This is a genomic window from Streptomyces sp. NPDC052079, from assembly GCF_040680275.1.
GTDB lineage: Bacteria > Actinomycetota > Actinomycetes > Streptomycetales > Streptomycetaceae > Streptomyces.
In genome coordinates this window covers 37,773-61,628 of record NZ_JBFAWL010000014.1, presented here as the reverse complement: position 1 = coordinate 61,628, position 23,856 = coordinate 37,773, and the positions used below count along the sequence as shown (strand labels likewise).

24 protein-coding genes and 2 pseudogenes are annotated in these 23,856 nt (G+C 69.5%); 12 read left to right on the top strand and 14 right to left on the bottom strand.

The window, feature by feature from the left end:
- Positions 1-35: 35 nt before the first annotated feature.
- The 5 genes from AB0L56_RS20865 to AB0L56_RS20845 form a co-directional block, all read right to left on the bottom strand.
- Positions 36-932: a cytochrome c oxidase assembly protein gene (locus tag AB0L56_RS20865; RefSeq protein WP_365425205.1), complete on the bottom strand. Its 897-nt coding sequence runs from the start codon at positions 930-932 to the stop codon at positions 36-38.
- Positions 866-1,333: a DUF2243 domain-containing protein gene (locus tag AB0L56_RS20860; protein ID WP_365425203.1), complete on the bottom strand. Its 468-nt coding sequence runs from the start codon at positions 1,331-1,333 to the stop codon at positions 866-868. Before AB0L56_RS20860 ends, AB0L56_RS20865 begins: the two co-directional genes overlap by 67 nt.
- 108 nt (positions 1,334-1,441) lie before the next feature.
- The gene (locus tag AB0L56_RS20855) at positions 1,442-1,819 is read right to left on the bottom strand and encodes a hypothetical protein (protein WP_365425201.1); all 378 of its coding nucleotides are present in this window, start codon (positions 1,817-1,819) and stop codon (positions 1,442-1,444) included.
- Entirely contained in the window at positions 1,816-3,528 is a 1,713-nt protein-coding gene (ctaD, locus tag AB0L56_RS20850) for a cytochrome c oxidase subunit I (RefSeq protein WP_365425199.1), read from the bottom strand. Before ctaD ends, AB0L56_RS20855 begins: the two co-directional genes overlap by 4 nt.
- Positions 3,529-3,756: 228 nt before the next feature.
- On the bottom strand, positions 3,757-4,200 hold the full coding sequence (locus AB0L56_RS20845) for an SPW repeat protein (protein ID WP_361032081.1): 444 nt from the start codon (positions 4,198-4,200) through the stop codon (positions 3,757-3,759).
- A 141-nt stretch (positions 4,201-4,341) separates the two neighbouring features.
- Between AB0L56_RS20845 and AB0L56_RS20840 the strand changes: the two genes are divergently transcribed.
- The 6 genes from AB0L56_RS20840 to AB0L56_RS20815 all read left to right on the top strand — a co-directional run bounded on the left by AB0L56_RS20840 (position 4,342) and on the right by AB0L56_RS20815 (position 10,241).
- Positions 4,342-5,313 (top strand): Rieske 2Fe-2S domain-containing protein, encoded by a 972-nt coding sequence (locus AB0L56_RS20840; RefSeq protein ID WP_365425197.1) that lies wholly within the window; start codon positions 4,342-4,344, stop codon positions 5,311-5,313.
- A 167-nt stretch (positions 5,314-5,480) separates the two neighbouring features.
- Entirely contained in the window at positions 5,481-5,945 is a 465-nt protein-coding gene (locus tag AB0L56_RS20835) for a hypothetical protein (protein ID WP_365425195.1), read from the top strand.
- Positions 5,946-5,965: 20 nt separating this feature from the next.
- Positions 5,966-7,117 carry a zinc-dependent alcohol dehydrogenase gene (locus AB0L56_RS20830; protein ID WP_365425193.1) on the top strand — a complete coding sequence of 384 codons (1,152 nt, stop codon included), beginning with the start codon at positions 5,966-5,968 and terminating at the stop codon, positions 7,115-7,117.
- Between the two features lie 263 nt (positions 7,118-7,380).
- Positions 7,381-8,571 carry an FAD-dependent oxidoreductase gene (locus AB0L56_RS20825; RefSeq protein WP_365425191.1) on the top strand — a complete coding sequence of 397 codons (1,191 nt, stop codon included), beginning with the start codon at positions 7,381-7,383 and terminating at the stop codon, positions 8,569-8,571.
- A gap of 10 nt (positions 8,572-8,581) precedes the next feature.
- Positions 8,582-9,520: a sigma-70 family RNA polymerase sigma factor gene (locus tag AB0L56_RS20820; protein ID WP_365425189.1), complete on the top strand. Its 939-nt coding sequence runs from the start codon at positions 8,582-8,584 to the stop codon at positions 9,518-9,520.
- A 136-nt stretch (positions 9,521-9,656) separates the two neighbouring features.
- The gene (locus AB0L56_RS20815; RefSeq protein ID WP_365425187.1) at positions 9,657-10,241 is read left to right on the top strand and encodes a dihydrofolate reductase family protein; all 585 of its coding nucleotides are present in this window, start codon (positions 9,657-9,659) and stop codon (positions 10,239-10,241) included.
- A gap of 21 nt (positions 10,242-10,262) precedes the next feature.
- Here AB0L56_RS20815 and AB0L56_RS20810 read toward each other — a convergent pair whose 3' ends face one another.
- Complete coding sequence (locus tag AB0L56_RS20810) at positions 10,263-10,907, bottom strand: dihydrofolate reductase family protein (RefSeq protein ID WP_365425185.1); 645 nt, start codon at positions 10,905-10,907, stop codon at positions 10,263-10,265.
- 164 nt (positions 10,908-11,071) lie between these two features.
- Here AB0L56_RS20810 and AB0L56_RS20805 point away from each other — a divergent pair, with 164 nt between their 5' ends.
- Positions 11,072-11,518, top strand: coding sequence for a GNAT family N-acetyltransferase (locus AB0L56_RS20805; RefSeq protein WP_361032108.1), 447 nt, complete (start codon positions 11,072-11,074; stop codon positions 11,516-11,518).
- Between the two features lie 23 nt (positions 11,519-11,541).
- Here the strand turns inward: AB0L56_RS20805 and AB0L56_RS20800 are convergent, their stop codons facing one another.
- Positions 11,542-12,336, bottom strand: coding sequence for an SAM-dependent methyltransferase (locus tag AB0L56_RS20800; protein WP_365425342.1), 795 nt, complete (start codon positions 12,334-12,336; stop codon positions 11,542-11,544).
- Between the two features lie 131 nt (positions 12,337-12,467).
- On the opposite strand from AB0L56_RS20800, the gene AB0L56_RS20795 reads away from it, so the two are divergent.
- Both AB0L56_RS20795 and AB0L56_RS20790 read left to right on the top strand, forming a co-directional pair.
- The gene (locus AB0L56_RS20795) at positions 12,468-13,289 is read left to right on the top strand and encodes an SAM-dependent methyltransferase (RefSeq protein ID WP_365425183.1); all 822 of its coding nucleotides are present in this window, start codon (positions 12,468-12,470) and stop codon (positions 13,287-13,289) included.
- 334 nt (positions 13,290-13,623) lie between these two features.
- Positions 13,624-14,448, top strand: a pseudogene (locus AB0L56_RS20790) (glycoside hydrolase family 3 protein); the annotation flags it as partial.
- Positions 14,449-14,482: 34 nt separating this feature from the next.
- Here the strand turns inward: AB0L56_RS20790 and AB0L56_RS20785 are convergent.
- Positions 14,483-14,965, bottom strand: a complete 483-nt coding sequence (locus tag AB0L56_RS20785; RefSeq protein ID WP_365425181.1) for an Asp23/Gls24 family envelope stress response protein — start codon at positions 14,963-14,965, stop codon at positions 14,483-14,485.
- A 333-nt stretch (positions 14,966-15,298) separates the two neighbouring features.
- On the opposite strand from AB0L56_RS20785, the gene AB0L56_RS20780 reads away from it, so the two are divergent.
- On the top strand, positions 15,299-15,739 hold the full coding sequence (locus AB0L56_RS20780; protein WP_365425179.1) for a VOC family protein: 441 nt from the start codon (positions 15,299-15,301) through the stop codon (positions 15,737-15,739).
- 135 nt (positions 15,740-15,874) lie between these two features.
- Positions 15,875-16,384, top strand: coding sequence for a MarR family winged helix-turn-helix transcriptional regulator (locus tag AB0L56_RS20775; protein ID WP_365425177.1), 510 nt, complete (start codon positions 15,875-15,877; stop codon positions 16,382-16,384).
- 29 nt (positions 16,385-16,413) lie between these two features.
- Here the strand turns inward: AB0L56_RS20775 and AB0L56_RS20770 are convergent, their stop codons facing one another.
- Positions 16,414-16,992, bottom strand: coding sequence for a DNA starvation/stationary phase protection protein (locus AB0L56_RS20770; RefSeq protein ID WP_361032120.1), 579 nt, complete (start codon positions 16,990-16,992; stop codon positions 16,414-16,416).
- 203 nt (positions 16,993-17,195) lie between these two features.
- On the opposite strand from AB0L56_RS20770, the gene AB0L56_RS20765 reads away from it, so the two are divergent.
- A complete protein-coding gene (locus AB0L56_RS20765; protein WP_365425174.1) occupies positions 17,196-18,074 on the top strand; it encodes an ABC transporter substrate-binding protein in 879 nt (292 codons plus the stop codon).
- Positions 18,075-18,128: 54 nt separating this feature from the next.
- On the opposite strand, the gene AB0L56_RS20760 is transcribed toward AB0L56_RS20765, so the two are convergent.
- The 5 genes and pseudogenes from AB0L56_RS20760 to sbnA form a co-directional block, all read right to left on the bottom strand.
- Positions 18,129-20,882, bottom strand: a complete 2,754-nt coding sequence (locus AB0L56_RS20760) for a SpoIIE family protein phosphatase (protein WP_365425173.1) — start codon at positions 20,880-20,882, stop codon at positions 18,129-18,131.
- Positions 20,883-20,990: 108 nt separating this feature from the next.
- The gene (locus AB0L56_RS20755) at positions 20,991-21,338 is read right to left on the bottom strand and encodes a hypothetical protein (protein ID WP_365425171.1); all 348 of its coding nucleotides are present in this window, start codon (positions 21,336-21,338) and stop codon (positions 20,991-20,993) included.
- A gap of 31 nt (positions 21,339-21,369) precedes the next feature.
- The gene (locus AB0L56_RS20750; protein ID WP_365425169.1) at positions 21,370-21,816 is read right to left on the bottom strand and encodes a hypothetical protein; all 447 of its coding nucleotides are present in this window, start codon (positions 21,814-21,816) and stop codon (positions 21,370-21,372) included.
- Positions 21,817-22,298: 482 nt separating this feature from the next.
- Positions 22,299-22,620: pseudogene (locus tag AB0L56_RS20745) on the bottom strand (hypothetical protein); the annotation flags it as partial.
- Between the two features lie 39 nt (positions 22,621-22,659).
- Complete coding sequence (gene sbnA, locus AB0L56_RS20740) at positions 22,660-23,739, bottom strand: 2,3-diaminopropionate biosynthesis protein SbnA (RefSeq protein ID WP_365425167.1); 1,080 nt, start codon at positions 23,737-23,739, stop codon at positions 22,660-22,662.
- Between the last annotated feature and the right edge of the window lie 117 nt (positions 23,740-23,856).

Genomic DNA, 23,856 nt, shown 5'->3' with positions numbered 1-23,856 from the left:
ATTGGGGAAATCCGAAGCCTGCACTCAGCGTGCCGTCACTGCGGGACCTCGTGGCGGCTCAGGCCCGCGTCAGCCGCCCGGCACCGTCGCCGTTCGGCACGGCCGGTGGCCGCGTACCAGGAGCCGGCCAGGACGACGGCCAGCGCGGCTTCGACCAGATCGCCGCCGTAGTACATGATCTGCGCCCCCGTGTGCAGATCAGCCGTGGTGAAGTCGGTGCCGGGCGGCCCCGCCGCGTACATGCTCTTGGCGAGCACGCCGTGCGCGGCGCCGGCGGCCAGCAGGGTCGCGCCGCGCACCGCGAGGCCGTACCGGCGGCGCACCGGGTCGAGCAGGCAGACGGCGAAGGTGAACAACAGCCCGGCGGCCAGGACATGGGTGTGGATCAGGGCGTTGAGCCACGGCACGTGCTGCGATGTGGCGAACAACTCGGTGCGGTACAGCAGCCACAGCCCTCCGACATCCAGCAGAGCCGCTGACGGAGGGAAGAGGAGCCAACCCGCCCCACGGGAGTGGGCCAGGGTGAGGAGTCCTCGGCGCCCGGCACCGGGCGCCAGGACGCGCAACAGCAGGGTCAGAGGCCGGGCGACGACGAGCAACAGCGGGGTCGTCATGCCGACGATCAGATGCTGCACCATGTGGGCGGTGAAAGGACCGCCGGGCAGTGATCCCACCGCCGCCCAGGTCGGACCCGCACTACCGGCGGCGAACGACGCATCGCGCCACCCAGGCCAGGTGTCCCCGCGGCGCCGCAGACGGACCGCAGTCGAGACGTAGAGGACGGCCGCCCCCAGGGAGGCCGCCGCGGTGATCAGTTCAGCGGGCCCGTGGCCCGTTGCCGCCCCGGGGTGCAGGTGCGCGAGGATCACAGTGCCGCGCGGCGGGCCAGTGCCACGCCGATCACCAGCAGGACCAGGGCGCCAAGATTCCATGCCCAGTCGTACGGAGCGATCTCCACGCCGTAGCGGATCTGGTGCAGGCGCAGCAGTTTGTGGTGCACGATCCCGTCGAACAGCTGGAAGATCCCCAGACCCAGGAAGAACCCGGCCCAGGCGTGGCCGGGGGCCAGGGTGTGACGGCGCCGCAGATCGGAGAAGAGGAAGAACCCGGCGACCAGGGCCAGCAGCGAGCCGGTGTGCAGCAGCCCGTCCGACAGCAGGGCCACGTCGGGGGTGGAGTGGTCGTAGAAGTGGTGCCAGCTCAGGATCTGATGGAACACGATTTCGTCCACCGCGGCCATCACCGCGATTCCGATCACTGTGCACACCACCAGCGACCTGCGCGGTTCGAGCCGCGCGGCGGGGGCCGTCGGCGGATGGGCCTGTTCGCTCATGGGCCTGCCTCCCTGACATACACGCGTCCGGATGCCCCGGAGCCGCGGCGGGACAATCGAACGGGCGCGGCGTGGGCCGGAACTCGGGCGGCCTGGCGCGCCCCACTGTCATCGCGCCACCGCACCGAGCACGCCGCCCACGCCGACCGCGCAGACCAGCGTGGCGGACGCCCAGACGGCGTGGCGCCTGAGCAGGCTGCGCCGCAACTGCTGGTACCGGTCCTCGTACTCACGGCGCAGTTCCTCGGCACGGTGCACCGTCGCGGTGAGCATCCGGCGGGACAGGGCGATGCGGTGCGTGATGAAGTGACGCGTCAGATCTTCCGCCTGAGCGCTGGTCAGCCAGGGAAGTGAGGCGCACAGGTTCTGCGCCTCCTGTGCTGCCTCGGCCCAGTGCGACCGTGCCATCAGGAAGCCCTCGGCCTCGGCCCCCAACCTCGCGGCGATGTCGCGAGACGGACGACGTCGGGCGTGACCGCTGGTCACCTCCGGTCACCCTTGTGACCGGGGGCCTCCACCGCGTCGCGCCGACCGGTGCTTTCGGCCTGGTCCAGGCCGGCGATCCAGGGGTGGTGCATGTCGAAGGCCGGGGACTCGGACCGGATCTTGGGCAGGGTGACGAAGTTGTGCCGGGGCGGAGGGCAGGAGGTGGCCCACTCCAGGGAACGTCCGTATCCCCAGGGGTCGTCGACCTCGACGCGCTCTCCGATCTTGGCGGTTTTCCAGACGTTGTAGAGGAAGGGCAGGGTCGAAAGACCGAGCAGGAAGGCGCCGATGGAGGAGGTGGTGTTGAGGGCGGTGAAGCCGTCCGCCTGAAGGTAGTCGGCATAGCGGCGGGGCATGCCCTCGGCTCCGAGCCAGTGCTGGACGAGGAACGTGGTGTGAAAGCCCACGAACAGGGTCCAGAAGTGAATGTACTCCAGACGGGGGTCGAGCATGGTGCCGGTCATCTTCGGCCACCAGAAGCTGAATCCGCCGAACATCGCGAACACGATCGTGCCAAACAGCACGTAGTGGAAGTGACCGACGACGAAGTAGGTGTCGTGGACGTGGAAGTCCAACGGGGGTGAGGCGAGCAGCACGCCGGTCAGCCCGCCGAAGAGGAAGGTGACCAGGAATCCCATCGCCCACAGCATGGGGGGTTCGAAGGACACGGAACCCTTCCACATGGTACCGATCCAATTGAAGAACTTCACGCCGGTCGGGACGGCGATGAGGAAGCTCATGAAGGAAAAGAACGGCAGCAGCACGGCGCCGGTGGCGAACATGTGGTGCGCCCAGACGGTGGCGGACAGACCGGTGATGGTGATGGTGGCACCGACGAGACCCATGTAGCCGAAGATCGGCTTACGGGAGAACACCGGGATGATCTCAGTGACCACACCGAAGAACGGCAGGGCGAGAATGTAGACCTCGGGGTGGCCGAAGAACCAGAACAGGTGCTGCCACAGGAGCGGCCCGCCGTTCGCCGCGTCGAAGATGTGCGCGCCGAACTTCCGGTCGGCCTCCAGCGCGAACAGGGCGGCGGCCAGCGGGGGGAAGGCCAGCAGTACGAGAACCGAGGTGAGCAGCGTGTTCCAGGTGAAGATCGGCATCCGGAACATCGTCATACCGGGGGCGCGCATGCAGACGATGGTGGTGATGAAGTTGACCGCTCCGAGGATCGTGCCGAATCCGGCCAGCCCCAGCCCCATGATCCACATGTCACCGCCGACCTGGGGGCTGCGTTCGATGTCGCTGAGCGGCGTATAGGCGGTCCAGCCGTAGTCGGCGGCGCCGTCCGGGGTGAGGAAACTGCCCAGCACGATCAGACCGCCAAAGGCGAACAGCCAGTACGAGAACATGTTCAACCGTGGGAACGCCACGTCCGGGGCACCGATCTGAAGGGGCATGATCGCGTTGGCGAACCCGGCGAACGTCGGCGTCGCGAACAACAGCAGCATGATCGTGCCGTGCATCGTGAACGACTGGTTGTACTGCTCGTTCGACAGCACCTGAAGGCCCGGACGCGCCAGCTCCACCCGGACCGCCATGGCGAGCAGGCCACCGATCAGGAAAAAGGCGAACGATGTGATGAGATAAAGGTGGCCGATCTTCTTATGATCGGTGGTGGTCAGCCAGGTGACCACGACTTGGCCCCGCCCCCGGCGCTCGGCCACGGGTGCAGGAGCCACCGGTTCGGTGTGGGTCGCCATCACTTTCCTCACTCGGTAGCAGCACAGGGACGGCCGTTGGATGGCGGTGGTCCCGCCGCACCGACCTGACATCGGGCAGTGCGTATCCGGCTCCGTGGAAGGTAGTCCTCACCCTGGGCGACCACGCACCCAACGAGCGTTTTTGTGGGCCAAGTGGCCGCATGCTCCAATCGTTCGAGTGATGTGGCGGGGTGTTCGGCGGGGCGTCCGGCGACCTGGACCGGGCCGTCATGCCTGTCGGCGGGTGACGGGTCGTTCCGTCAGCCACAGCATCAACAGGGAAAGAACGGCCAAGGCCATCAGCATGATTCCTACGGCCACATCGATCACCTCGGCGCCGTCGAACACCGCGGTGTCCTGCAGATCGAGCGCCCAGGGGGATGCGATCATCCACGCGCCCGCCAACAGAACCACCAGATCCGGCCACTTGCCGGGATACCAGATGAATCGCGCTATCGCGATCAGCAGCACGATCAGCCCGATTCCCAGCTCGTTCCGATGTGCGTCCTTGGCCGAGTCGGGATATCCCACGATCCACGGAGCGATGAACAGCAGCAGAGAACTGAAGATCATCAGCAGGCCGATGATCTCCTGCCGTTGCGCCCTCATCAGTGCCCGCTCGGGACGCAGGTGCCGGGACGGTGCGGTATCTGACTTGTACAGAGTTGTCATGACGGCGACTCCCAACAGGCAGAGAGAACCCCGCGCCGGGTACCCGGCCCCCTGTGCCCGATACCCACATGGCCCGCAACTCCCCTCGTCCTCAGGGCGAACGGCCGTTTGCACCTCGTCGCTTGGGGGGACTCGGCGCCCATGAGCAAAAAACCAGGTCGTCGCCGTGCGGGGCAGAACCGGATGCTGTGGCTGCTGGACGCTTTGGAACGTAATTCCAGAGCGGACGCGTTGATCGACGTGCTGACCGGAAGGGTGCGGGCCCTGCCGCTCGGACGCGCACGGGACGCACTGCACGGCAGATGGCTCGGCCATCCGGTGCACCCGCTGATGGTCCAGGTACCGATCGGCACATGGATGTCCGCCGCGGTACTCGACCTGTGGCCCGGCCGTTCACGAGATGCCGGAATCCTGGTGGGCGTCGGGCTGGCGGCGGCCGGTCCTGCCGCCTTGGCGGGCGCGGTCGACTGGTCCGAGTTGCATCGTCAGCAGACGCGGGTGGGCCTGGTGCACGCCCTCGCCAACACGGCGGCCGTGGGCCTCTACGGCGCCTCCCTCCTGTGCCGCCTGACCGGGCGAACGCGGGCCGGCCGGGCGTACGGCTTCCTCGGGCTGACGGCGGTCGGTGTGGGCGGGATGCTGGGCGGCCACCTGGCCTATCGGCAGGCGTCCGGCGCGAACCACGCCGAGGAAGTCCCGCATGTCGTAAGGGAGGGCTGGCACCGGATCGGTCCCGTGGACGAGTTTCCCGTTGGGCAGCCCGTGCGGCGCACCGTGGACGACGTGCCCATCCTGGTGGTGCGCGAAGCCGGCGACACTCTCTACGCGCTGGCCGAGCGTTGCAGTCATCTGGCGGGACCGCTGTCCGAGGGCACGGTCGCCGACGGGTGTGTCCAGTGCCCCTGGCACGGCAGCGTCTTCCGGCTGTCGGACGGCTGGAACGTCCGGGGCCCCGCCATCGCACCCCAGCCCGCGTTCGACACCCGAATCGTCGACGGGAACGTGGAGATCGGCCTGCGCAGGGACAACGGGACGGACGGGTTCGCCGGCAGCGCAGCGGTCGGCGCCTCGGCGGGGACGGACAAGGACCGGTCCCATGGACCAGACAGGTGACGGCCACCTCGCGGACCGCTTGAGGCGACGGCTGCGGCAGACCGAAGGCACCTACGCGTCCGGCAGCGAACGCCCGCTGCCGGACGGGCCCACGCCCGTTTCATTCCGGCGGCCAAGGCGCCCGGCGCCGGACGGTGACGCTCGGACACCGGAGCGGAGGTCGTCCCATGAAGAAGCTGTGGTGGACCGTTCCGGTCCTGGCCGCCGGGGCCGAGGCCGTACGACGGACCCGGTCGGCGCACCGGTCCGACGACCGAGCGGGTGAGCGTTGGCTCACCGTGACGATCTACCGGCCGCCCGAGGACGTGGGGTCCGACGAGAAGCTGCCGGCTCCGCTGGACGAATTCGCGGACCGGATCGAGGTCCGGGTCCGGAAGGCACCCGGCGACCGCGGCACGGAACTGGCCGCACGCTTCAAGGAGCCGGTGCCGGCCGCGTCGGCCTCCTTGCCCGCGCGGCTGGCCGGGAAGGACCCGAGGCAGGACCTGCGGCGTGCGTTGCGCGACACCAAGGCCCTGCTGGAGGCGGGCGAGGTGCTGCTCCCCGACACACCGCCGACGACCCGCCCCACACCGGGCGGCAAGCCGGTCGAACTGTTCACCCGTCGCTCCGGTGGGGAGGGAGCGCTGTGAAGGCACTGTGCTGGGAAGGCGTGAACAAGCTGTCCGTCGAGGAGGTACCGGACCCGACGCTGCGCAACGACCAGGACGTCATCGTGCGGCTGCGCGCGGGCACCACCTGCGGCTCCGACCTCCATCACATCGGTGGCTACATCCCGGCCATGCGCGCCGGTGACGTGATCGGCCACGAGTTCCTCGGCGAGGTCGTGGAGACCGGCTCCGCCGTGCGCCGGCATTCCGTGGGCGACCGGGTCGTCGTCTGCTCGTTCGTCGGCTGCGGGCGTTGCTGGTACTGCGTCAACGACCTGTGGTCCCTGTGCGACAACACCAACACGAACCCAGGAATCGGCCAGGCCCTGTTCGGCTACGAGACCGGCAGCGTCTTCGGCTACTCCCACGCCATGGGAGGCCTGCGAGGCAGCCACGCCGAGTACGTCCGTGTCCCCTTCGCCGACTACGGCGCCTTCCACGTGCCCGAGGGCCTCGACGACACCAGCGCCCTGTTCGCCTCCGACTCCGCGCCCACCGGGTGGATGGGCGCCGACCTCTCGGGGGTGAAGCCCGGTGACGTGGTCGCCGTCTGGGGCTGTGGTGCCGTCGGGCAGATGGCCGCCAGGGCTGCGATCCTCAAGGGCGCCGAACGGGTCATCTCCATCGACCGCATCCCCGAGCGGCTGGCTATGACCGAGCAGTACGTCGGCGCGGAGACGATCGACTACACCACCACGGACGTCGCCGCGGAGCTGCGCGAGCGCACCGGCGGACGCGGCCCCGACGTGTGCATCGAAGCCGTCGGCCTGGAAGCCCACAGCGACAGCCCGATGTACCTGTACGACCAGGCCAAGCAGCAGCTCCGGCTCCAGACCGACCGGCCGACCGCCGTACGACAGGCGATCCACGCCTGCCGCAAGGCCGGCACCGTGTTCATCCTGGGTGTCTTCGTGGGCGCCGTCGACAAGTTCCCCCTTGGAGCGGTGATCAACAAGGGGCTCACGGTGCGCGGCGCGCAGATGCACGGGCAGCGCTACATTCCGATGCTCCTGGAGCGGCTGGCCGCGGGCGAGATCGAAACGGCGCATTTGGCGACCCACTCGTTCTCGCTCGACGAGGCGGCTACGGCGTACGACATGTTCAAGCACAAGACCGACGGCTGCGTCCGCTCCGTCATCCGCCCCGAGTCCTGACGGTGCGCATGGCCGGCCGGCCCTGCACCACGGCGTGCTGCGCACGAGGACGCTGACCAACTCCGGCCGCTCGGAGGCGGGGACCGCCCCGGCTCCTACCCGATGACGGTGCGCTGGTCCTGGGCGCTCGGCCAGCCCCAACCCACCTGCCGGGGGCCCAGCCGCTCACCCCCTGGTTGGTGACCGGCGTCACATCCGGTTCCTGTCAGCAATCGGGTGGCCGTCTCGTTCAAGGGGCACGCGAACGAGACAGGAGCAGCGTCATGAAGCACCGCATCGTCGTCCTGGGCGCCGGATATGCCGGAGCCTTCGCCGCCGGGAACCTGGCCCGCAGGCTCTCGCCGGCCGACACCGAGATCACCGTCGTCAACGCCGTGCCCGAGTTCGTCGAGCGGATGCGGCTCCACCAGCTCGCGACCGGACAGGCCGTCCCGTGCCGCCGGCTCGCCGATGTGTTCGCGGGCACCGGGGTGCGGCTGCGCGTGGCGCGTGTCACCGGCATCGACCCCGGGCGCAGGACCGTCGCCGTCACCGGTGAGGAGGGCGACGACGAGCTCACCTACGACACCCTTCTCTACGCCCTCGGCAGCTCCGTCGCCCACCACGGAGTCCCCGGAGTGGCCGATCACGCCTTCGACGTAACGGGCCGCACCTCCGCGCTGCGTCTGCGCGAGCACCTCGCCGGTCTGGGACAGGGCGGCACCGTACTGGTCGTCGGTGAGGGACTGACCGGCATCGAGACCGCCACCGAGTTCGCCGAATCCCGGCCCGACCTCTCGGTCGCGCTGGCCGCCGGTGAGGAGCCGGGCGCCTGGCTCTCCCCGAAGGCCCGCCTTCACCTGCGCCGGGCCTTCGACCGGCTCCGGATCACCGTCCACGAGTACACCCGCATCCAAGCCGTCGAGGCGACCCGGGCGATCGCGGCCGACGGTACCGCCATCCCGGCCGACGCAACGGTGTGGGCGGCGGGGTTCGCCGTGCACCCCATCGCGGCCGCCGCCGGACTGGACGTCACGGAGACCGGCCGGATCGTCGTCGACCGCACCATGCGTTCGGTCTCGCACCCGGACGTCTACGCCGCCGGTGACGCCGCCTACGCCATCGGCGAGAACGGCCGGCCACTGCCCATGTCCTGCGCCTCGGCGGGCTTCACCAACATGCAGGCGACCGCCGCCATCATCGCCCGCCTCACGGGCGGCGAGGTCCCGGTGACCGGGCTGAAGTACTACGGCAACCACATCAGCCTCGGACGACGGGACGCGATCTTCCAGATGGTGGACGGGGACGCCCGGTCGAAGCACTGGTACCTGGGCGGCCGGACCGCCGCACGGCTCAAGTCGGGCGTGCTCATGGGGGCCGGGTGGGGAATCGCCCACCCGACCTTCGGGATGCCGAAGCGCAAGCGCCGCCTGGCGACAGCGTCCGAGCGGGCCGGTGTGAGGGCCGCTGCGTAGGCTGTCCCGCATGGAAGCCGCAGCCATCGATCGGTTCGAGGCCGGCCGGGGCCGGCTGGCCTCGCTCGCGTACCGTCTGCTCGGCTCCGCGGCGGACGCGGAGGACGCCGTGCAGGACGCGTTTCTGCGCTGGCAGGCCGCCGACCGGGAACGGATCGCGGTACCGGAGGCATGGTTGACCAAGGTGGTCACCAACCTCTGCCTCGACCGGCTCCGCTCGGCGCAGGCCCGCCACGAGCGCGCGGCCGGTGCCTGGCTGCCCGAACCGCTCCTCGAGGGCGACCCGATGCTCGGCCCTGCCGACTCCTTCGAGCAGCGCGAATCGGTGTCCTTGGCCGTACTGATTCTGATGGAGCGTCTCTCGCCGGTCGAGCGGGCCGTCTACGTCCTGCGCGAGGCGTTCTCGTACAGCCACGCCGAGATCGCCGGGATCCTCGACATCAGCGAGTCCGCGAGCCAGCAGCACGTGCACAGGGCCCGGATCCGGGTCACCGCCGAGCGCCACCGCGGAGGCGAAGCCGACCCCGCCTCCGCGCGCCGGGTCGTCGAGGAGTTCCTGTCCGCTGCCACGTCGGGGCGCACCGAACGGCTGGTGGCGCTGCTCACCGACGACGTGACGGCGGTCTCGGACGGTGCCGGACTGGGCAGGCGGCTCCTGCGGTTGAGGACGCGCGAACGGGTCGCCTCCTTCGTGCGGGCCGGCTTCAGGCCCACGGAGGCGAAGCGGCGGCTGGCAGGCGGCTCACCGGCGATGCACATCGCGCGGGTGAACGGCTCCCCGGCCGTCCTCGCCGTGGTCGACGACCGGGTCGTGGGCATCGTGGCGTTCGGAGTGAGCGAGGGCAAGGTCTCCTCCCTGCACGGCATCGCCGCCGCGGCCCGGCTCTCGCGCCTCAACGAGTCCTGGCGGCGGCACGAACCGGACGCACCGATCATCGCCGCGTGGTGACCGGACGCGGCGACGCGGTCCCTCGCTCCTCGGGCCTCGGCCGCGGGCGGGGATTCAAACGAATGCGCGCTGCCGCGATGAGTCCTGCCGTGTCCGGCGGTCGTACTGTCGGGCCCACGACCGAGGAGGACTTCCGATGCGCAGAGTGACCTATTCGATGAACGTCTCGCTCGACGGATACATCGCCGGACCGGACGGCGAGTTCAACTGGACGGAGCCCGAGCCGGAGGTGTTCCGCTTCTGGATCGACGAGATCCGCCAGGTCGACGTCCACCTGCTGGGACGACGGCTGTACGAGACGATGCTCTACTGGGAGGACCCCGAGCAGGAGGCGTCGTTCGACGACGCGGAGCGCGAGTGGGCCGCGCTCTGGAATCCGCTTCCGAAGGTGGTCTTCTCCACCACCCTGTCGGCGGTGCAGGGCGGTGCCCGACTGGCATCCGGCGGTGTGGCGGAGGAGATCGAGCGGTTGAAGGCCGAGCCGGGGGAGGGCGAGATCGCGATCGGCGGCGCGACGCTCGCCGCCCAGGCGGCCGCGGCGGGTCTCATCGACGAGTACCGGGCCATGGTCTATCCGGTGCTGGTCGGCGGAGGCATTCCGTTCTTCCCCCGGGACGAGCGCCGGGTGGACCTCGAACTCGTCGAGACCCGCACCTTCGCTTCGAAGATCGTCTACCTCAGCTACCGCGTCCGTCAGGACTCGGAAACGATGAGCCGGTAACCGAGGTCGGCGCCTTGCGTTTCAGGGAGTGTCCGTCTCGTACTCGGGACGGCCGGTGGTGCGGTACGTCTGGATCGTCAGCCCTTTCGGCGTGGACTGCAAGTCGACCAGTTCGAGTCCCAGGTCCGAGCCGGTGGCGGGGAAGAGCCGCATGCCCTGCCCGACGACCACGGGATAGGTGAGCAGCACCAACTCGTCGACCAGCCGGTGATCGAGCAGCCAGCGGATCAGGGTGCCGCTGCCCCACACCTGGAGCTCGCCGCCCGGCTCGGCCCTCAGCTCCTCGACGGCGTTGGTGACGTCACCCGACAGGACGGCCGTGCCCGCCCACCGCGGATCGCTGAGCGTGTTCGAGACGACGTATTTGGGCCGCGAGTTCAACGCCTCTCCGACGGGGTTCCCCGGATCCATGCCCGCGCCCCAGGAGCCGGCGAAGATTTCGTAGGTCCGCCGGCCGAACAGGAACGCGTCGGCGCGCTGGAAGGTCCGGACGATGAACGCCGAGGCCGCGTCGTCGAGAAGCGGCGGGGCCCATCCGAGGCGCTCGAATCCGCCGCTGCCCTTCCCGTCCGGAGCATCTCCCCCCTGCCCGGTCTCCACGTCGATCCGCCGATGCCCCTGCATCACTCCGTCGACGGAAATGTTCGTGACGGTCGTCAGTTTCATGATCACAACTCCCTTCCCGCTGAGGGCGTCATCGGTACGACCGAACCGGGAGGCCGATCTCATCGGTCGGGACACGACGCTGCCCACGGCGGCTCGCGGACCTGCACTTCCCCTCAAGGCATATGCGGTTGACGGGCCGCGGCGGGCACCGGTTTGCTGGGCCGGTGACCGACCTTCGCATACAAGCGGTGGACGACGACGCCTCGATCCGCGACTGGCAGTACGTCCACAACCTGATCATCCCCGGCGACGTGCTGTCGCTCGACGACGTTCGCGCCCGCACCGGCCGCAACCGCATGGAGGTCGCCTACCTGGACGACGTCCTGATCGGCTGCACCACCGTGCGCCCGCCCACCGAGGACAACGGCGCCACCGCCACGGTCATCGCCCGGGTCCTGCCGGAGTTCCGCCGCCGGGGGCTCGGCACCCGACTCTACGAACGCGCCCTGAGCCAGGCCCGCGCCCTGAACGCCCAGGTGATCGAGACCGTGGTGCTGGCCGGCAACCCCGACGGGCTGCGCTTCGCCGAACAGCACGGCTTCGTCGAGATCGAGCGCTATCTGCTGCGCGAGGGCGACACGGTGCCCTGGATCGACCTGCGCATGGCCTGACCACCGCCTGGCGCTGCCCCCGGTCAGGCCTTGCGTCCCACGCCGCCGAACATGGCCACCTCGGCAGGCAGATCGCCCTCGGTGTCGTCCGGTCGCCAGCGGTTGCAGGAGACCACGCCCGGAGCAAGAAGCTCGAGCCCGTCGAAGAAGCCCTCGATGTCGGCCGGCGTGCGCTGGGTCAGCTTCGGTGTGCCGTGCTCGTTCCAGAACGCCACCGCGGCGTCGACGTCGGGCATGTCGGGCCGCGTGATGGTGTGCGAGAGGACGAGGTGACTGCCCGCGGGGAGCCGGTCCATCAGACGGCGTACGATCCCGAACGCCTCCTTGTCCTCCTCGACGAAGATGACCACGCCAAGCAGTACCAATGCGACGGGTCGGCTGAAATCGAGGGTGTGCGCCGCCTGTTCGAGGATCCGGTCGACGTTGCGCAGGTCCTCGTCGAGATAGGCCGTGCTGCCCTCCGGCGTGCTCGTCAGCAGGGCATCGGCGTGAGCCAGCACGATGGGGTCGTTGTCGACGTAGACGACCCGGGATTCCGGAGCAATGCGCTGAGCGACCTCGTGAGTGTTGTCGGCCGTCGGCAGGCCGGTGCCGATGTCGAGGAACTGCCGTATCCCGCATTCGTCGACGAGGTACGTCACGGCGCGCCCGAGGAACTGGCGATCGGCGAGCGCGTAGTCACCGATGCCCGGGTGCAGCGCACGGATCCGGTCTCCGGCGACCCGGTCGACCTCGTAGTGGTCCTTGCCGCCCAGCCAGTAGTTCCAGATGCGGGCGGTGTGCGGCTGGTCGGTCTTGACGCGCTTGCGTGCCGCCATCGAGGCAGCGGATTCCTCGGTCACGTGACGTCCTCCAGATCAAGCCGGTCTACCGGTACATTCCCCGACGCGGCGGCCTTTCTCACCGAACGCGTGGTCAACGGGCAATACCGCGGGGAAGAATAGGGCGCATGACGGAAGAAGGCGGCTCGTCCATCGACCGCACGAAGCCCAGCATCGCCCGCGTCTACGACTATCTGCTGGGCGGCAAGGACAACTACGCGGTGGACCGTCAGGTCGGTGACGTCTTCAAGCGCGACCTCCCCGGCTCGGTGGCGATCGCCTTCGCGAACCGCGCGGCCCTGACCCGGGCGATCCGGACGATCGCGACGACCACCGAGGTACGGCAGTTCATCGATCTGGGCAGCGGTCTCCCGACCGTCGACAACGTTCACCAGGTCGCGCAACAGCACGACCCGACGGCCCGGGTCGTCTACGTCGACACCGACCCGCAGGTGCTGGTCCACGGTCGCGCGCTCCTCGAGGAGAACGAATGGACCCGGATCGTCCCCGTCGACGTCCGCGAACCCGAGCAGGTCCGTACACACCCCGACACCCTGAAGCTCATCGAATTCGACCGCCCGGTGGCCGTCATATTCAGCGCCATCCTGCACCATGTCAACGACGACGAGGACCCTGCCGGAATCGTCCGGTACTGGCGCGACCACGTGCCTTCCGGCAGCTACTTCTTCGTCAGCCACTTCCGTTCCGGCAACAACCCGGAGACGGCTGAGGCCGAGAAGGTCCTCCAGGACACCTTCGGCCGCGGCCGGTGGCGGTCGGACGAGGAGATCGCATCCCTGCTGGACGGCCTGAACATTCTCGACCCGGGCATAGTTCCCGCACCTCTGTGGCGTCCTGACGCCGTTGACAGCCCCTTCAACAGCAGCGGTGAGCGCGAACTCACCGTATGGGAACGCCTCATCGCCGCCGGCCTGGCACGCAAACCCTGACCTGCGCACGTCTACCCGGCGCCCCGGTCACGCTTCCCCCGCCTGCCGCTCCTCGCAAGACCCGGCGCCCGCCCGGAACAGTGGGACATGCATCACGGGTGGTAATACACGCCGTCGTCGCCTTGAGCCCTTGCCTCGAGCCGGCCGGCGATATGGCGATTGTTGCCGATCAGTATGTCGGTGGGGTTCTTGGCACTGATTTCGCCGGAGCTCCAGTGCAGGACGGTGCGCCCCCTCGTTCGTGCGGATGGGAGACCATCCGCGCGCTCCACTGCCCGGTCCGTCCCAGCCCGGTGGTGTCGGAACCATCTCCAGGTCTGGGTCCGCTTCCACTACCAAGTACGGCGACGACCGCGTGCCCGTCCTCGCCCTCAAGGCCGGTGCCGACCAACTGCTGTTCCCACCGGACATCGCCGTCGCCTACAACGGCGTCCTGGCCGCCGTCCGCAGCGGCGAGATCACCGAGGCCCGGCTCGAGGAGTCGGTCCTGCGTATCCTGCGGGTCAAGGACAAGGTCGGTCTGCTCAACCGCAGCCCCTATGTCTCCCCGAGGGAGGTCGACCGGGTCGTCGGCGCCCGCAGGCACACGCGCGCCGCCGCCCGGATCGCCGAGCGCACCACCACCCTGCTGGTCAACGAGGACCAGGCGCTCCCGCTGCGCCACGGGCAGCGAAAGCTGCTCGTCGTAGGCGCCAGCCCGGCCTTCCCGACCGACGACACCCGCACCACGGTGCCCGAGCTGGCCAAAGCGTTTGACGAACTGGGCTACAGCACCACTCACCTCGCCATCGGCCGGGCGCCCGACGCGGCGACCATCCACGCGGCCGTGGCCGCGGCACGCGGACGCGACGCGGTGGTGGTCACCACCGACAACGTCGGCGCAACCAGCACGCAGCGCACCCTGGTCTCCCGGCTGCTCGCCACAGGCGTCCCCGTCATCCACCTCGCGGTGCGCCACCCTTACGACATCGCCCACCTCGGCGACGTACCGGCCTCCCTGGCCTCCTACTGCTGGACCGAGGTGGAACTGCGCGCCGCCGCCCGGGTGATCGCCGGCCGGGTCGATCCTCGCGGCGGACTGCCCGTCCCCATTCAGCAGGCCGACGACCCGGCCAAGGTCCTCTACCGCTCCGGGCACGGCCTGTCGTACGACGACTGACGGGCGGGACCGGGCCGTGCGCGTGGCCGGCCGCTCAGGCCACGCGTCGCTCCTCCTGCTCCGGCTCCTCCTCGTCCGGCAGGTGGACGTCGTTCACCGCGATGTCCACCTCCACGACCTCCAGGCCGGTCATCCGTTCCACGGCTGCGATGACGTTGGCACGGACGTCTCCGGCGGTGTCCGTGATCGACGCCCCGTACTCGATGACCACCTGCAGGTCGACGGCCGCCTGGCGTTCCCCGACCTCGACACTGACTCCTTGGGTGACGCCGGGCCCTCGACCGGGCACGCGCTCGCGCACGGCTCCCAGCGCCCGGGCCGCTCCGCCTCCGAGGGTGTGGACCTCGGGGATCTCACGGGCGGCCATCCCGGCCACCTTCGCGACGACGGCGTCGGCCACGGTGGTGTTCCCGCGCTGGCCCGGAGGGACGTCGGCCCCCCTCCGCCCGCGCAAAGGGTTCTCGTTCTCGGCCCGGGATTTCGCCTCTGTGTCGACGCGGTTCGAGGTTTCGGCCATGACGGTCACCTCCGTGGTCGTCGGTGCGTCTGTGCTGGGTTTCGTCCCTCTACCCACCCTAAGCGGAAGTGACGTAGGGGACTAACGCTGACGACAGGGGCACAGGAATCCTGGATTCCCCGGCAGCGCGGGCGAGGGAGGGCTGACCACCCCTCTGGACCGCACTCTGCCGATGCTGCTCCGGGCCCTCGGGCCGTGAGGGCAGCGGGCGCGGATGCGAGCCGGACCTTTCCGAGGTTCGGTGGTCTGCGGATGTCGAGAACGTGCCACCGGCTCCGTCCCAGGAACGTCAGCGGCCACCACCGGCCGCCCGAGGCAGAAGGAGAACCCGTCATGGCGATCCAGCGGATGGACAACGTCGGCATCGTCGTCGAGGACATGGACGCCGCCATTGGGTTCTTCGTGGAACTCGGAATGGAGCTGGAGGGCAGGGCGGACATCGAGGGCCCCTTCGCCGACAAGTGCACCGGACTCGACGGCGTCCGCTGTGACATCGCGATGCTCCGAACCCCGGACGGTCACAGCCGGCTCGAGCTGGCGAAGTACCGCAGCCCGGCGGCGACCAGTGCCGGGCCGCGCGACCGGCCGCACAACGTCCTGGGCACGCACCGCGTCATGTTCGCCGTCGACGACATCGAGGACACCGTGGCCCGCCTGCGCCCTCACGGCGCCGAACTCGTCGGCGGAATCGCCCGGTTCGAGGACAGCCACCTGCTCTGCTACCTCCGCGGCCCCGAGGGCATCATCGTCGGACTGGCCGAGCAACTGCGCTGACACCGGATTCGGACGACGTGCAGCCGACGACGGCGGTGACGCGGATCTCCACGCGCATCGCGGCGAGGCCGAGGGCCGTGACTCCGGTCTCGGTCCAGATCGGCGCGCGGCCGCCGAGGCGGAATCGGAAGATCCATGAACAGCACGGGAGGGTCCGTGAGCAGTACGGACGGGCATCAGGAAGACGAGGAGCCGAGGTGGCTCGACGAGCAGGAGAAGGCCGCGTGGACGGGGCTGATCTCCCTGGTCCTGCTGCTGCCCGGCAAGCTGGAGTCGCCGCTGCGGCAGGAACACGGGCTCAGTCTGTTCGAGTACCTCGTGCTCAGCCACCTCTCCGAGGCCCCGCAGCGCAGGCTGCGGATGGGAGAACTCGCCTTCCTCGCCAGCGGGTCGCTCTCCCGTCTGTCCAACGTCATCAAACGCTGTGAACAGCGCGGCTGGGTCGTACGGTCACCCGACCCGGCCGACGGGCGCTACACCCTCGCCGAACTCACCGACTCCGGCTTCGGCGTCGTCCACTGGGCGGCGCCTACACATCTGCGCTCCGTACGCCGCATCGTTCTGGACGCGCTCAGCACCACCGACCAGAAGGCCCTCACCCGCATCGCGGACAAGCTTCGCATCGTCCCGGACGACTTCGGCTGACCGCCCAGCCGCAGTCTTCCCGCCCGGGGTCAGGGCTGTTCGCGAGCCTGGTCCGCGGCCTGCTCGGCAGCGTCGCTCTCCGTGGTGGCGCCGCGGGTGCTGAGCTTGCCGCCGCTGGACTCCAGGTGCGCCCGCACGAACCACTGGAACAGCTCCAGGCCCCGCAACTGCTCGATGAGGATGTCCTGGGTCACCGGGTCCGACGTCTCGGTGGCCTGCATGGCCTCGCGGTGGTCCTTGATCACACCCGTGTAGACGACGTCCAGGGCTCCCAGGTGCTCGATGGCTTCCGCCAGGCCGATCGAGTAGTCGTCCCATGTGCGCTCGTCGACCAGGGCACCGGGAGTTCCCTTGGGCTCACCGCCCAGGGTGGAGATCCGCTCGGCGATGTCGTCGGTCATCGCCCGTACCTGGTCGACCTGAGGGTCCAGCATCTCGTGGACCGCGATGAAATGCGGGCCGACGACGTTCCAGTGGATGTGCTTCAACGTCAGATGAAGATCGTTGAGCGCGTGCAGGCGCTGCTGCAGCAGCGCCACGATCCGGCTGCTGTCCTGCCCGCTCATTCCCGGCACGGTGTACGAGAGGTCGGAACCCTGTGAGGGCACGGCGTCACTCCTCTGATCGTCATACTCGGTTCTGCCCACCACAGCAGGCCCCGGGGGATCCGTCGCGTGGCCGCGCCCGCCCGCCCCCGACTGTCACCGGAGCGGAGCACCCTGCCGGGACCGTCCCACCTGGTTCCGGCGGCCGTATCGTTCGGCATGATTTATGGTGACCCAAGGAGTCTGTCTGTACCGGAGGTGCAATGATGCGCGCCGCGGCAGCGATCGTCTCCAGCGCTGTCGGTGTGGCGCTCATCGCCGTGATTCCGGCTTGCGACCAGGGCGGGTCGGAGTCGCCGAACGTCGAGTACGGTGACTGCCAGGTCTCTGGGGAGTACGGGGAGTTCGACCTGTCCCCCGAGACGGAGGGCGCCCTCACGGTCAAGACGACCCTGCCTGCGCCCGGCTGGTGGAACGGCGACACACCGGACTCCATCACCGGCGGCTACGAGTACTGCATGGCGGCCAACATCGCCTACCGGTCCGGACTCGACCGGGTGACCGTGAAGAACGCCCCCTTCCCGGAGGTCGTCTCCGGCCGGACCAGGGACTTCGACCTGGCCCTCGCGCAGATTACGATCACCCCGGAACGGAGCAAGGTCGCCGACTTCTCCCCGCCCTACCTCTCCTCGACCCTGGGACTGCTGATCAGGGACGGTGAGGAGATCAACGAGGACAACATCCGCGACGCCCGCATGGGAGTGGCCGAGGGCACCACGGGCGAGGAGTTCGTCGCCAACCGCATCAGGCCGACCAAGCCGGTGACCGCGTTCGCCAACGACCCGGAGATGGTCGAGGCGCTGGAGCAGGGGCGGATCGACGCGGTCGTCCACGACACGACGATCCTGCTGGCGTATCCCCAGAAGACGGAGAACAAGGTGCGCCTCGTGGGCCAGTACCGGACCGGCCAGAGCTACGGCGCCCTGTACCCCAAGGGGTCGGCCGACAAGGAGGAACTGGACCGGGTCATCAAGCAGTTGATCGACGATGGGACGCTCACCAAACTGTCGGCCGTGTACCTCGGGGCCGCCTTCGGTCAGGACCCCGTCAAGATCCCGTACCTCAGGGTCGACGACGGTCCCTGACCGCGCCGGGTGCGGCACCGCTGGCATGAGCGACGGCCCGGCGCCCGCCCCGCCTCACAGGTCCGCCATCAGCAGACCGCTGATATCCTCCGCGGCACCGGCATCCAGCCCCTGCTCAGCCCAGATGATCTTGCCTCTGTCGGTGTACCGGGTGCCCCAGCGGCGCGACAGCTGCGCCACCAGAAACAGACCACGGCCCCCTTCGTCGGTGGTGGCCGCCCGACGCAGGTGCGGGGAGGTGCTCGTGCCGTCGCTGACCTCGCAGATCAGGCTGTCGCCGTCGCGCAGTAGCCGCAGCCCGATGGGGCTCGCTCCGTAGCGGATGGCGTTCGTGACCAGTTCGCTGAGGATCAGCTCGGTCGTGAAGGCCACCTCGCCGAGCCCCCAGGACTCCAGCATGGCGGTGGCCTCGGCGCGGATCCGGGACACGGAGGCGGGGTCCTCGGGCACCTCCCACTCCCCGACCTGTCCCGGGTCCAGCCGCCGGGTGCGTGCGACGAGCAGGGCGATGTCGTCACTCGACCCGGTGTGCAGCATCGCCTCGATCACCGCCCGGCAGGTCTCGTCCGGTGAGGCGCCGTCCGTACGGGCCAGAGCCTCCCTCAGCCTGCCCAGCCCGACGTCGATGTCACGGCCCTGGGCCTCGACAAGGCCGTCGGTGTAGAGGACCAGCCGGCTGTCGGCGGCCAGCTGGAGCTCGGCCGTCTCGACCGGCAGCCCCCCTCCCACGCCGAGTGGCGGGGCGACGGGGATGTCGGGAAAGGTCACGGTGCCGTCGGGGGACACCAGCGCCGGGCTCGGATGGCCGGCCCGGGCGAAGACGCACCGTCCCGACGCCGGATCGTAGACGGCGTACAGGCAGGTGGCACCGGTGACGGTCTCGGTGTTCCCCTCGGCTGCGGCGTCCTCGTCGATTCGCGAGATCAGGTCGTCCAGGTGCGCGAGAAGCTCGTCCGGGGACAGGTCCAGGGAGGCGAAGTTGTGCACCGCGGTTCTCAGCCGGCCCATCGTCGCGGCGGCGTGCAGTCCGTGTCCCACGACGTCGCCGACCACGAGGGCCACCCGGGCCCCCGGCAACGGGATCACGTCGTACCAGTCGCCGCCCACCCCCGCCTGAGCGGGAAGGTACCGGTGCCCGACCTCCAGGGCGGAGAGTTGGGGGAGCGTGCCGGGCAGCAGGCTGCGCTGGAGGGTGACGGCCGTAGTGTGCTCGCGGGTGTAGCGGCGCGCGTTGTCGATGCACACGGCCGCCCGGGCGGCGAGTTCCTCGGCGGGGGACAGGTCGTCCGGCTCGAAGGGGTCCTGTTCCGAACGCCAGAACTCCACCACGCCCAGCAACTGGCCGCGCGCCTGGAGCGGCACCGAGATCATGGAATGGATGCCGTACTCGATGACCGTACGGGTCTCCTCCGGGTCCTGGGCACGCCATTCCTCGGCCATGGCGAGGCGCGGCACCAGGACCGGCCGGCCGGTGGTCATGCCCACGGAGACCGGGTTTTCGGGCACGTAGTGCAACCGCGTCCCGACGGGGTTGAGGGGCGCCCCGTCCTGGATGCCGGCGGCTGCGATGCGGCGCATCTCCATCGGCTCCCCCGTGGGTTCACCGCCCAGCAGTACGGGGTCGACCAGCTCGACCGTGGCGAAGTCGGCGAAGCGCGGCACCGCCACCTCGGTCAGCTCCTCGGCAGTGCGCTTGATGTCGAGGGTGGTACCGATCCGCGTGCTGGCCTCGTAGAGCAGTTGCAGGCGCCCGCCCGCCACCTCCGCCCGGCCGGCGAGGGCGCGCAGCTCCGTGGTGTCGCGCAAGGTGGCGACGACACCCCCCTTCGGGCCCACCGGCCGCAGGCTGACCGCGAGCAGGAGGTCCCCGGCGAGAAAGACCTTGTCGGTGACCGCCCGGCCCGACTCCAGCAGTCCGGCCAGGGCGGGGCTCAGCCCGAGCGCGGTGACCGGACGGCCTTCGGCATCCGCCGGCAGTGCGAGCAGCCGGCGCGCCTCGTCGTTGACCAGCAGCAGCCTTCCGTCACCGTCCAGAATGATCACGCCTTCACGGACCGCGTGCAGCACCGCGTCGTGATGCTCGTACATACGGGTCATCTCCACCGGCAGCAGACCGCGGGTCTGCCGCCGCAAGCGCCCGCTGACCAGTGCGGATCCGCCCGCGGCCAGCAGCAGCGCGACACCGCCGGCGGCGAAGATCACCGGCAGTTGGTGCTGCACCACACTGGCCACCTTGTCCACCGTCACCCCTACGGTGACCAGACCGACCGCGGTCCCCTCCTCGTCGAACACTGCCACCGTCGAGTCGACCGCCTTCCCCAGACTGCTGTCAAAGGTGGTCTGGTGGGGTTTGCCTTCGAGCGCCTCGCCGTAGGAGGCGGAGACATGCTTCCCGATCTGGTCGGGGTCCGGGTGGGTCCAGCGGAAGCCGTAAGGACTCAGCGCCACGACGTAGTCGACGCCGGTCTCCTTGCGCACCTCCTCGGCACGTGGCTGAAGTGCCGCGGTCGGGTCGTCGCTCCGCATCGCCTCCGGGGTGCCCGGCGCTTTCGCGAACGACTCGGCCACCACCAGCGACCGGTCGCCGGCCTCCTCGATCACGGTGTTGCGGTCCTGGATCACGAGCGCCACCACGGCCGTGGCGATGAGCACCAGGACGACAACCAGTTGCAGAAGGAAGACCTGACCGGCGACGCTGCGCGGCCTCAGCAAGGACAGGGCGTGCCGGCCGGCCGCACCGCGACGTGCCTCCTGGCCGGAGTCGGGCGGCCTGGCCTTCGGCGGCACTCGGGCGTCCCGTCGGCTCATTCGGACGTATTGCCGAAGTTTGCCCACTTGTCCAGTATCAGCGACCGGCCGAGGGGGCGCGGCCCAGGGCGGTCGCGCTGGCTGCGACCGCGTTGAGCAGGGTGTTTGTTACTTGCGCCGCGCCGGCCTCACGCGTGGCGTGGGCACGGCGGGGTGTAGTCGAGGCCGGGCAAGTGGCGGGCCCATTCGTCGCGGCCGATGGTGGTCCGGATGCGGTCGCAGGCGTCGGCGAGCGCCCGGCTCCAGGTCGGTGTACCAGATCTGGACGCTGTAGTGGGCCGTCACGGTGAGCAAGGTGCCGTTCGAGGCGAGCGGACGCACCTCCTTCACCGTCCCGCGGGGGTTGGTGAGGTGGGCCAGGTGGGCGGGGCGCGCGCGGTCGGTCACGTCCCACACGTTCACCGCGCCGTCCACGCCGACGGTCACCGCCGTACGGCCGTGCGGGGCGAAGGCCACGCCGGTGACGATATCGGCATGTCTCGCCAGCTCACCCAGGTGCCGGTGCCGGGGAAGGGCGCTGATGTCCCACAGCTTCCGTACGATCGTCGCTCCTGCTCAGCAGCGTACGGCCGTCCGGGCTGAACGCGAGGGCGTCCACGAAATGCCGGTGGCCTTCGAGGACGGTGACGGGGACGGTGTGCCGCGGGTCGGTCACGTCCCAGATGCGGACGGTGCGGTCGTCGGAGCCCGACGCCAGGGTCCTCCCGTCGGGGCTGAACGCCACCGGTTTGACGTTCCCCTCGTGCCCGGTGAGCGTGTCCACCAGCCGGGGGCGGGCCGGGTCGGTGATGTCCCACAGGCGGATGATGTCGTCGTAACTGCTGGTGGCGGCCATGCGGCCGTCGCGGCGTACGGCGATCGAGTAGAGAGGGCCGGAGTGGCCTGTGGGCCGTTGGACAGCAGGACCGGATTCCGCGGGTCGGTCACGTCCCACAGCCGGAGCACACGGTCGACACCCGTCCCGGCCAGCGTGGCGCCGTCCCCGGTGAACTCGATCGCGTTGAGGCCGACTCCGTCCGCGTCGAGGGCGCCGAGCCGGCGGGGCAGTCGCGGATCACTCATGTCCCACAGGACGACGCGCGAGCCGTCGGCCATGGCCGGAGTGCGGCCGTCGGCCGTCACGGCCGGTGCGTGCCCGGCCGGGGTGTGCTCGGCGGGTGCCTGCCCGGCCGGCCGGGATCCCAGCGTCCTGGAGCCCATCGACGCAACGGACAGCGTGCTGAGCAGGGCGTCCCGGGTGCGCGCTGAGGTTCGTGCGGTAGTACTCGTCCAGGCCCGCCACCAGCGCCACATGCGATGCTCGCCACCTGTTCCCCGCATGCCGGCCCTCACCTGAGACGTGGGGGAACGCTCCGTGCCCACAGGCCGTCGCCCGCGTGCACGACCTGCCCCTCACCGCGTGATCACCCACGGGGTGTTGATGTAGGCGCCGTCGCCGAGGCCGTCACACCTTCGCAGTGGTCGGCCGGCCCGCAGTCCCGCCAGGCTTTCGCGTCCGCCGTGTTGCCGGGCACCGGGCGGGCGGTGGCCACCACCAGGCGCGTCTCCGCGTCCACGATGACCTGCGACATCGCCACCAGCAGCACCCGCTCGGCCGGCGGTAGCCGCCATGGACGGCCTCACCCACAGCCCTCGCGACCACGCTCTCGACGGCCCTCAGTAGCCGACCCAACTGGTCGACCCGCAGCCCGGTGAACGTCTCCGCCCCCACCCGCCCGGCCCTCACCACCCCAGCCATGCAAGGGAGATGCCCCGTCACAGCCTTCTGCAACACCCCTTACGCCTTGCCGGGCCGGCGGTACGGATCGCCGTCGGTGTCATGGGTTTGCCGGTGGTGGCGCGGGCGGCTTCTGTGGCTCGCTGGTTCGGGCTTGGCTGCCCAGGAGGAGTCAGCCGTGGCGTCGGCCTCGAGTACATCCTCGCCGTACACATCCCGCAGCCAGTTGAACTGGTAGATGGTGTCGAGATAGCGCTCCCCGAGATCCGGAGCGATGGCCACCGCCGTCAGGTCATCTGAGCCGTGCTCAGTCAGCCAACGCATGGCACCGCTGACGACCGTTCCCGTGGAGCCGCCGAACAGGAAGCCGCGTCCGGCCAAGCGGTGGCAGGCACGGACGGTGTCCGTTTCTTCCACGTGTATCACCTCGTCCACGTAGGACTCGTCCAGCAAGGGGGGACGCAGGCTCATGCCGAGTCCGGGGATCAGACGGCGGCCTGGTGCGCCACCGAAGATGACCGATCCTGCGGTGTCCACCGCGACGATGCGCACCGGCCGATGCCACTGGCGGAAGTAGCGTGCGCAGCCCATCAGAGTTCCGGTGGTGCCCGCTCCGACGAACAGGACATCCAGGTCCGGGAAGTACTGGGCGATCTCTGGTGCCGTCTTGCGGTAGTGGGCTTGCCAGTTGCTCGGGTTCGTGTACTGACTGAGCCACACGTAGCGGTTGTCGGAAGCACATAGCGCCCGGACATGGTCGATCCGTGCACTTAGCAAGCCGCCGTTTGTGCCCAAGTCGGCGACAGTGTGCACGCGGCTGCCCAATGCCTCCATCAGGAGTCTGGTCGACAGGTTGCATCTGGAGTCCGTTACGCACAGGAACCGGTAGCCCTTGCTCGCCGCGATCATGCTCAGCGCCACGCCGAGGTTGCCGGACGAGGATTCGACCAAGATGGAGCTTGGCTTGATCAGTCCCTCACGCTCGGCGGCCTCTACCATCTCGACAGCTGCTTTGAGCTTGATCGAGCCAGCGAAGTTGAAGCCTTCACACTTCAGGAACAGTGAGCGCCCGAAGATCGACCGAAGGTCGACAAACAGCTGCGGCTCATTGAACGCATGGGGAGCCGATATCACTGGCACGACGTTCTCCTCATCTTCTGCGGCAGCACGTTCAGTAACGTCCCGCCGGCCATTGCGGGTGGTTCCCGTCTGCGGGTGCAGGACGTAACCCGCCGCGTGGCTGGGCGAAGCGCTGAC

Excerpts from the sequence above, each read along its gene's own strand:
- AB0L56_RS20865 (WP_365425205.1), bottom strand. The coding sequence starts at position 932 with ATGGAATCTTGGCGCCCTGGTCCTGCTGGTGATCGGCGTGGCACTGGC.
- AB0L56_RS20860 (WP_365425203.1), bottom strand. The coding sequence starts at position 1,333 with ATGAGCGAACAGGCCCATCCGCCGACGGCCCCCGCCGCGCGGCTCGAA.
- ctaD (WP_365425199.1), bottom strand. The coding sequence starts at position 3,528 with ATGGCGACCCACACCGAACCGGTGGCTCCTGCACCCGTGGCCGAGCGC.
- AB0L56_RS20845 (WP_361032081.1), bottom strand. The coding sequence starts at position 4,200 with ATGACAACTCTGTACAAGTCAGATACCGCACCGTCCCGGCACCTGCGT.
- AB0L56_RS20840 (WP_365425197.1), top strand. The coding sequence starts at position 4,342 with ATGAGCAAAAAACCAGGTCGTCGCCGTGCGGGGCAGAACCGGATGCTG.
- AB0L56_RS20835 (WP_365425195.1), top strand. The coding sequence starts at position 5,481 with ATGAAGAAGCTGTGGTGGACCGTTCCGGTCCTGGCCGCCGGGGCCGAG.
- AB0L56_RS20825 (WP_365425191.1), top strand. The coding sequence starts at position 7,381 with ATGAAGCACCGCATCGTCGTCCTGGGCGCCGGATATGCCGGAGCCTTC.
- AB0L56_RS20820 (WP_365425189.1), top strand. The coding sequence starts at position 8,582 with ATGGAAGCCGCAGCCATCGATCGGTTCGAGGCCGGCCGGGGCCGGCTG.
- AB0L56_RS20815 (WP_365425187.1), top strand. The coding sequence starts at position 9,657 with ATGCGCAGAGTGACCTATTCGATGAACGTCTCGCTCGACGGATACATC.
- AB0L56_RS20810 (WP_365425185.1), bottom strand. The coding sequence starts at position 10,907 with ATGAAACTGACGACCGTCACGAACATTTCCGTCGACGGAGTGATGCAG.
- AB0L56_RS20800 (WP_365425342.1), bottom strand. The coding sequence starts at position 12,336 with ATGGCGGCACGCAAGCGCGTCAAGACCGACCAGCCGCACACCGCCCGC.
- AB0L56_RS20795 (WP_365425183.1), top strand. The coding sequence starts at position 12,468 with ATGACGGAAGAAGGCGGCTCGTCCATCGACCGCACGAAGCCCAGCATC.
- AB0L56_RS20785 (WP_365425181.1), bottom strand. The coding sequence starts at position 14,965 with ATGGCCGAAACCTCGAACCGCGTCGACACAGAGGCGAAATCCCGGGCC.
- AB0L56_RS20780 (WP_365425179.1), top strand. The coding sequence starts at position 15,299 with ATGGCGATCCAGCGGATGGACAACGTCGGCATCGTCGTCGAGGACATG.
- AB0L56_RS20775 (WP_365425177.1), top strand. The coding sequence starts at position 15,875 with ATGAACAGCACGGGAGGGTCCGTGAGCAGTACGGACGGGCATCAGGAA.
- AB0L56_RS20765 (WP_365425174.1), top strand. The coding sequence starts at position 17,196 with ATGCGCGCCGCGGCAGCGATCGTCTCCAGCGCTGTCGGTGTGGCGCTC.
- AB0L56_RS20760 (WP_365425173.1), bottom strand. The coding sequence starts at position 20,882 with ATGAGCCGACGGGACGCCCGAGTGCCGCCGAAGGCCAGGCCGCCCGAC.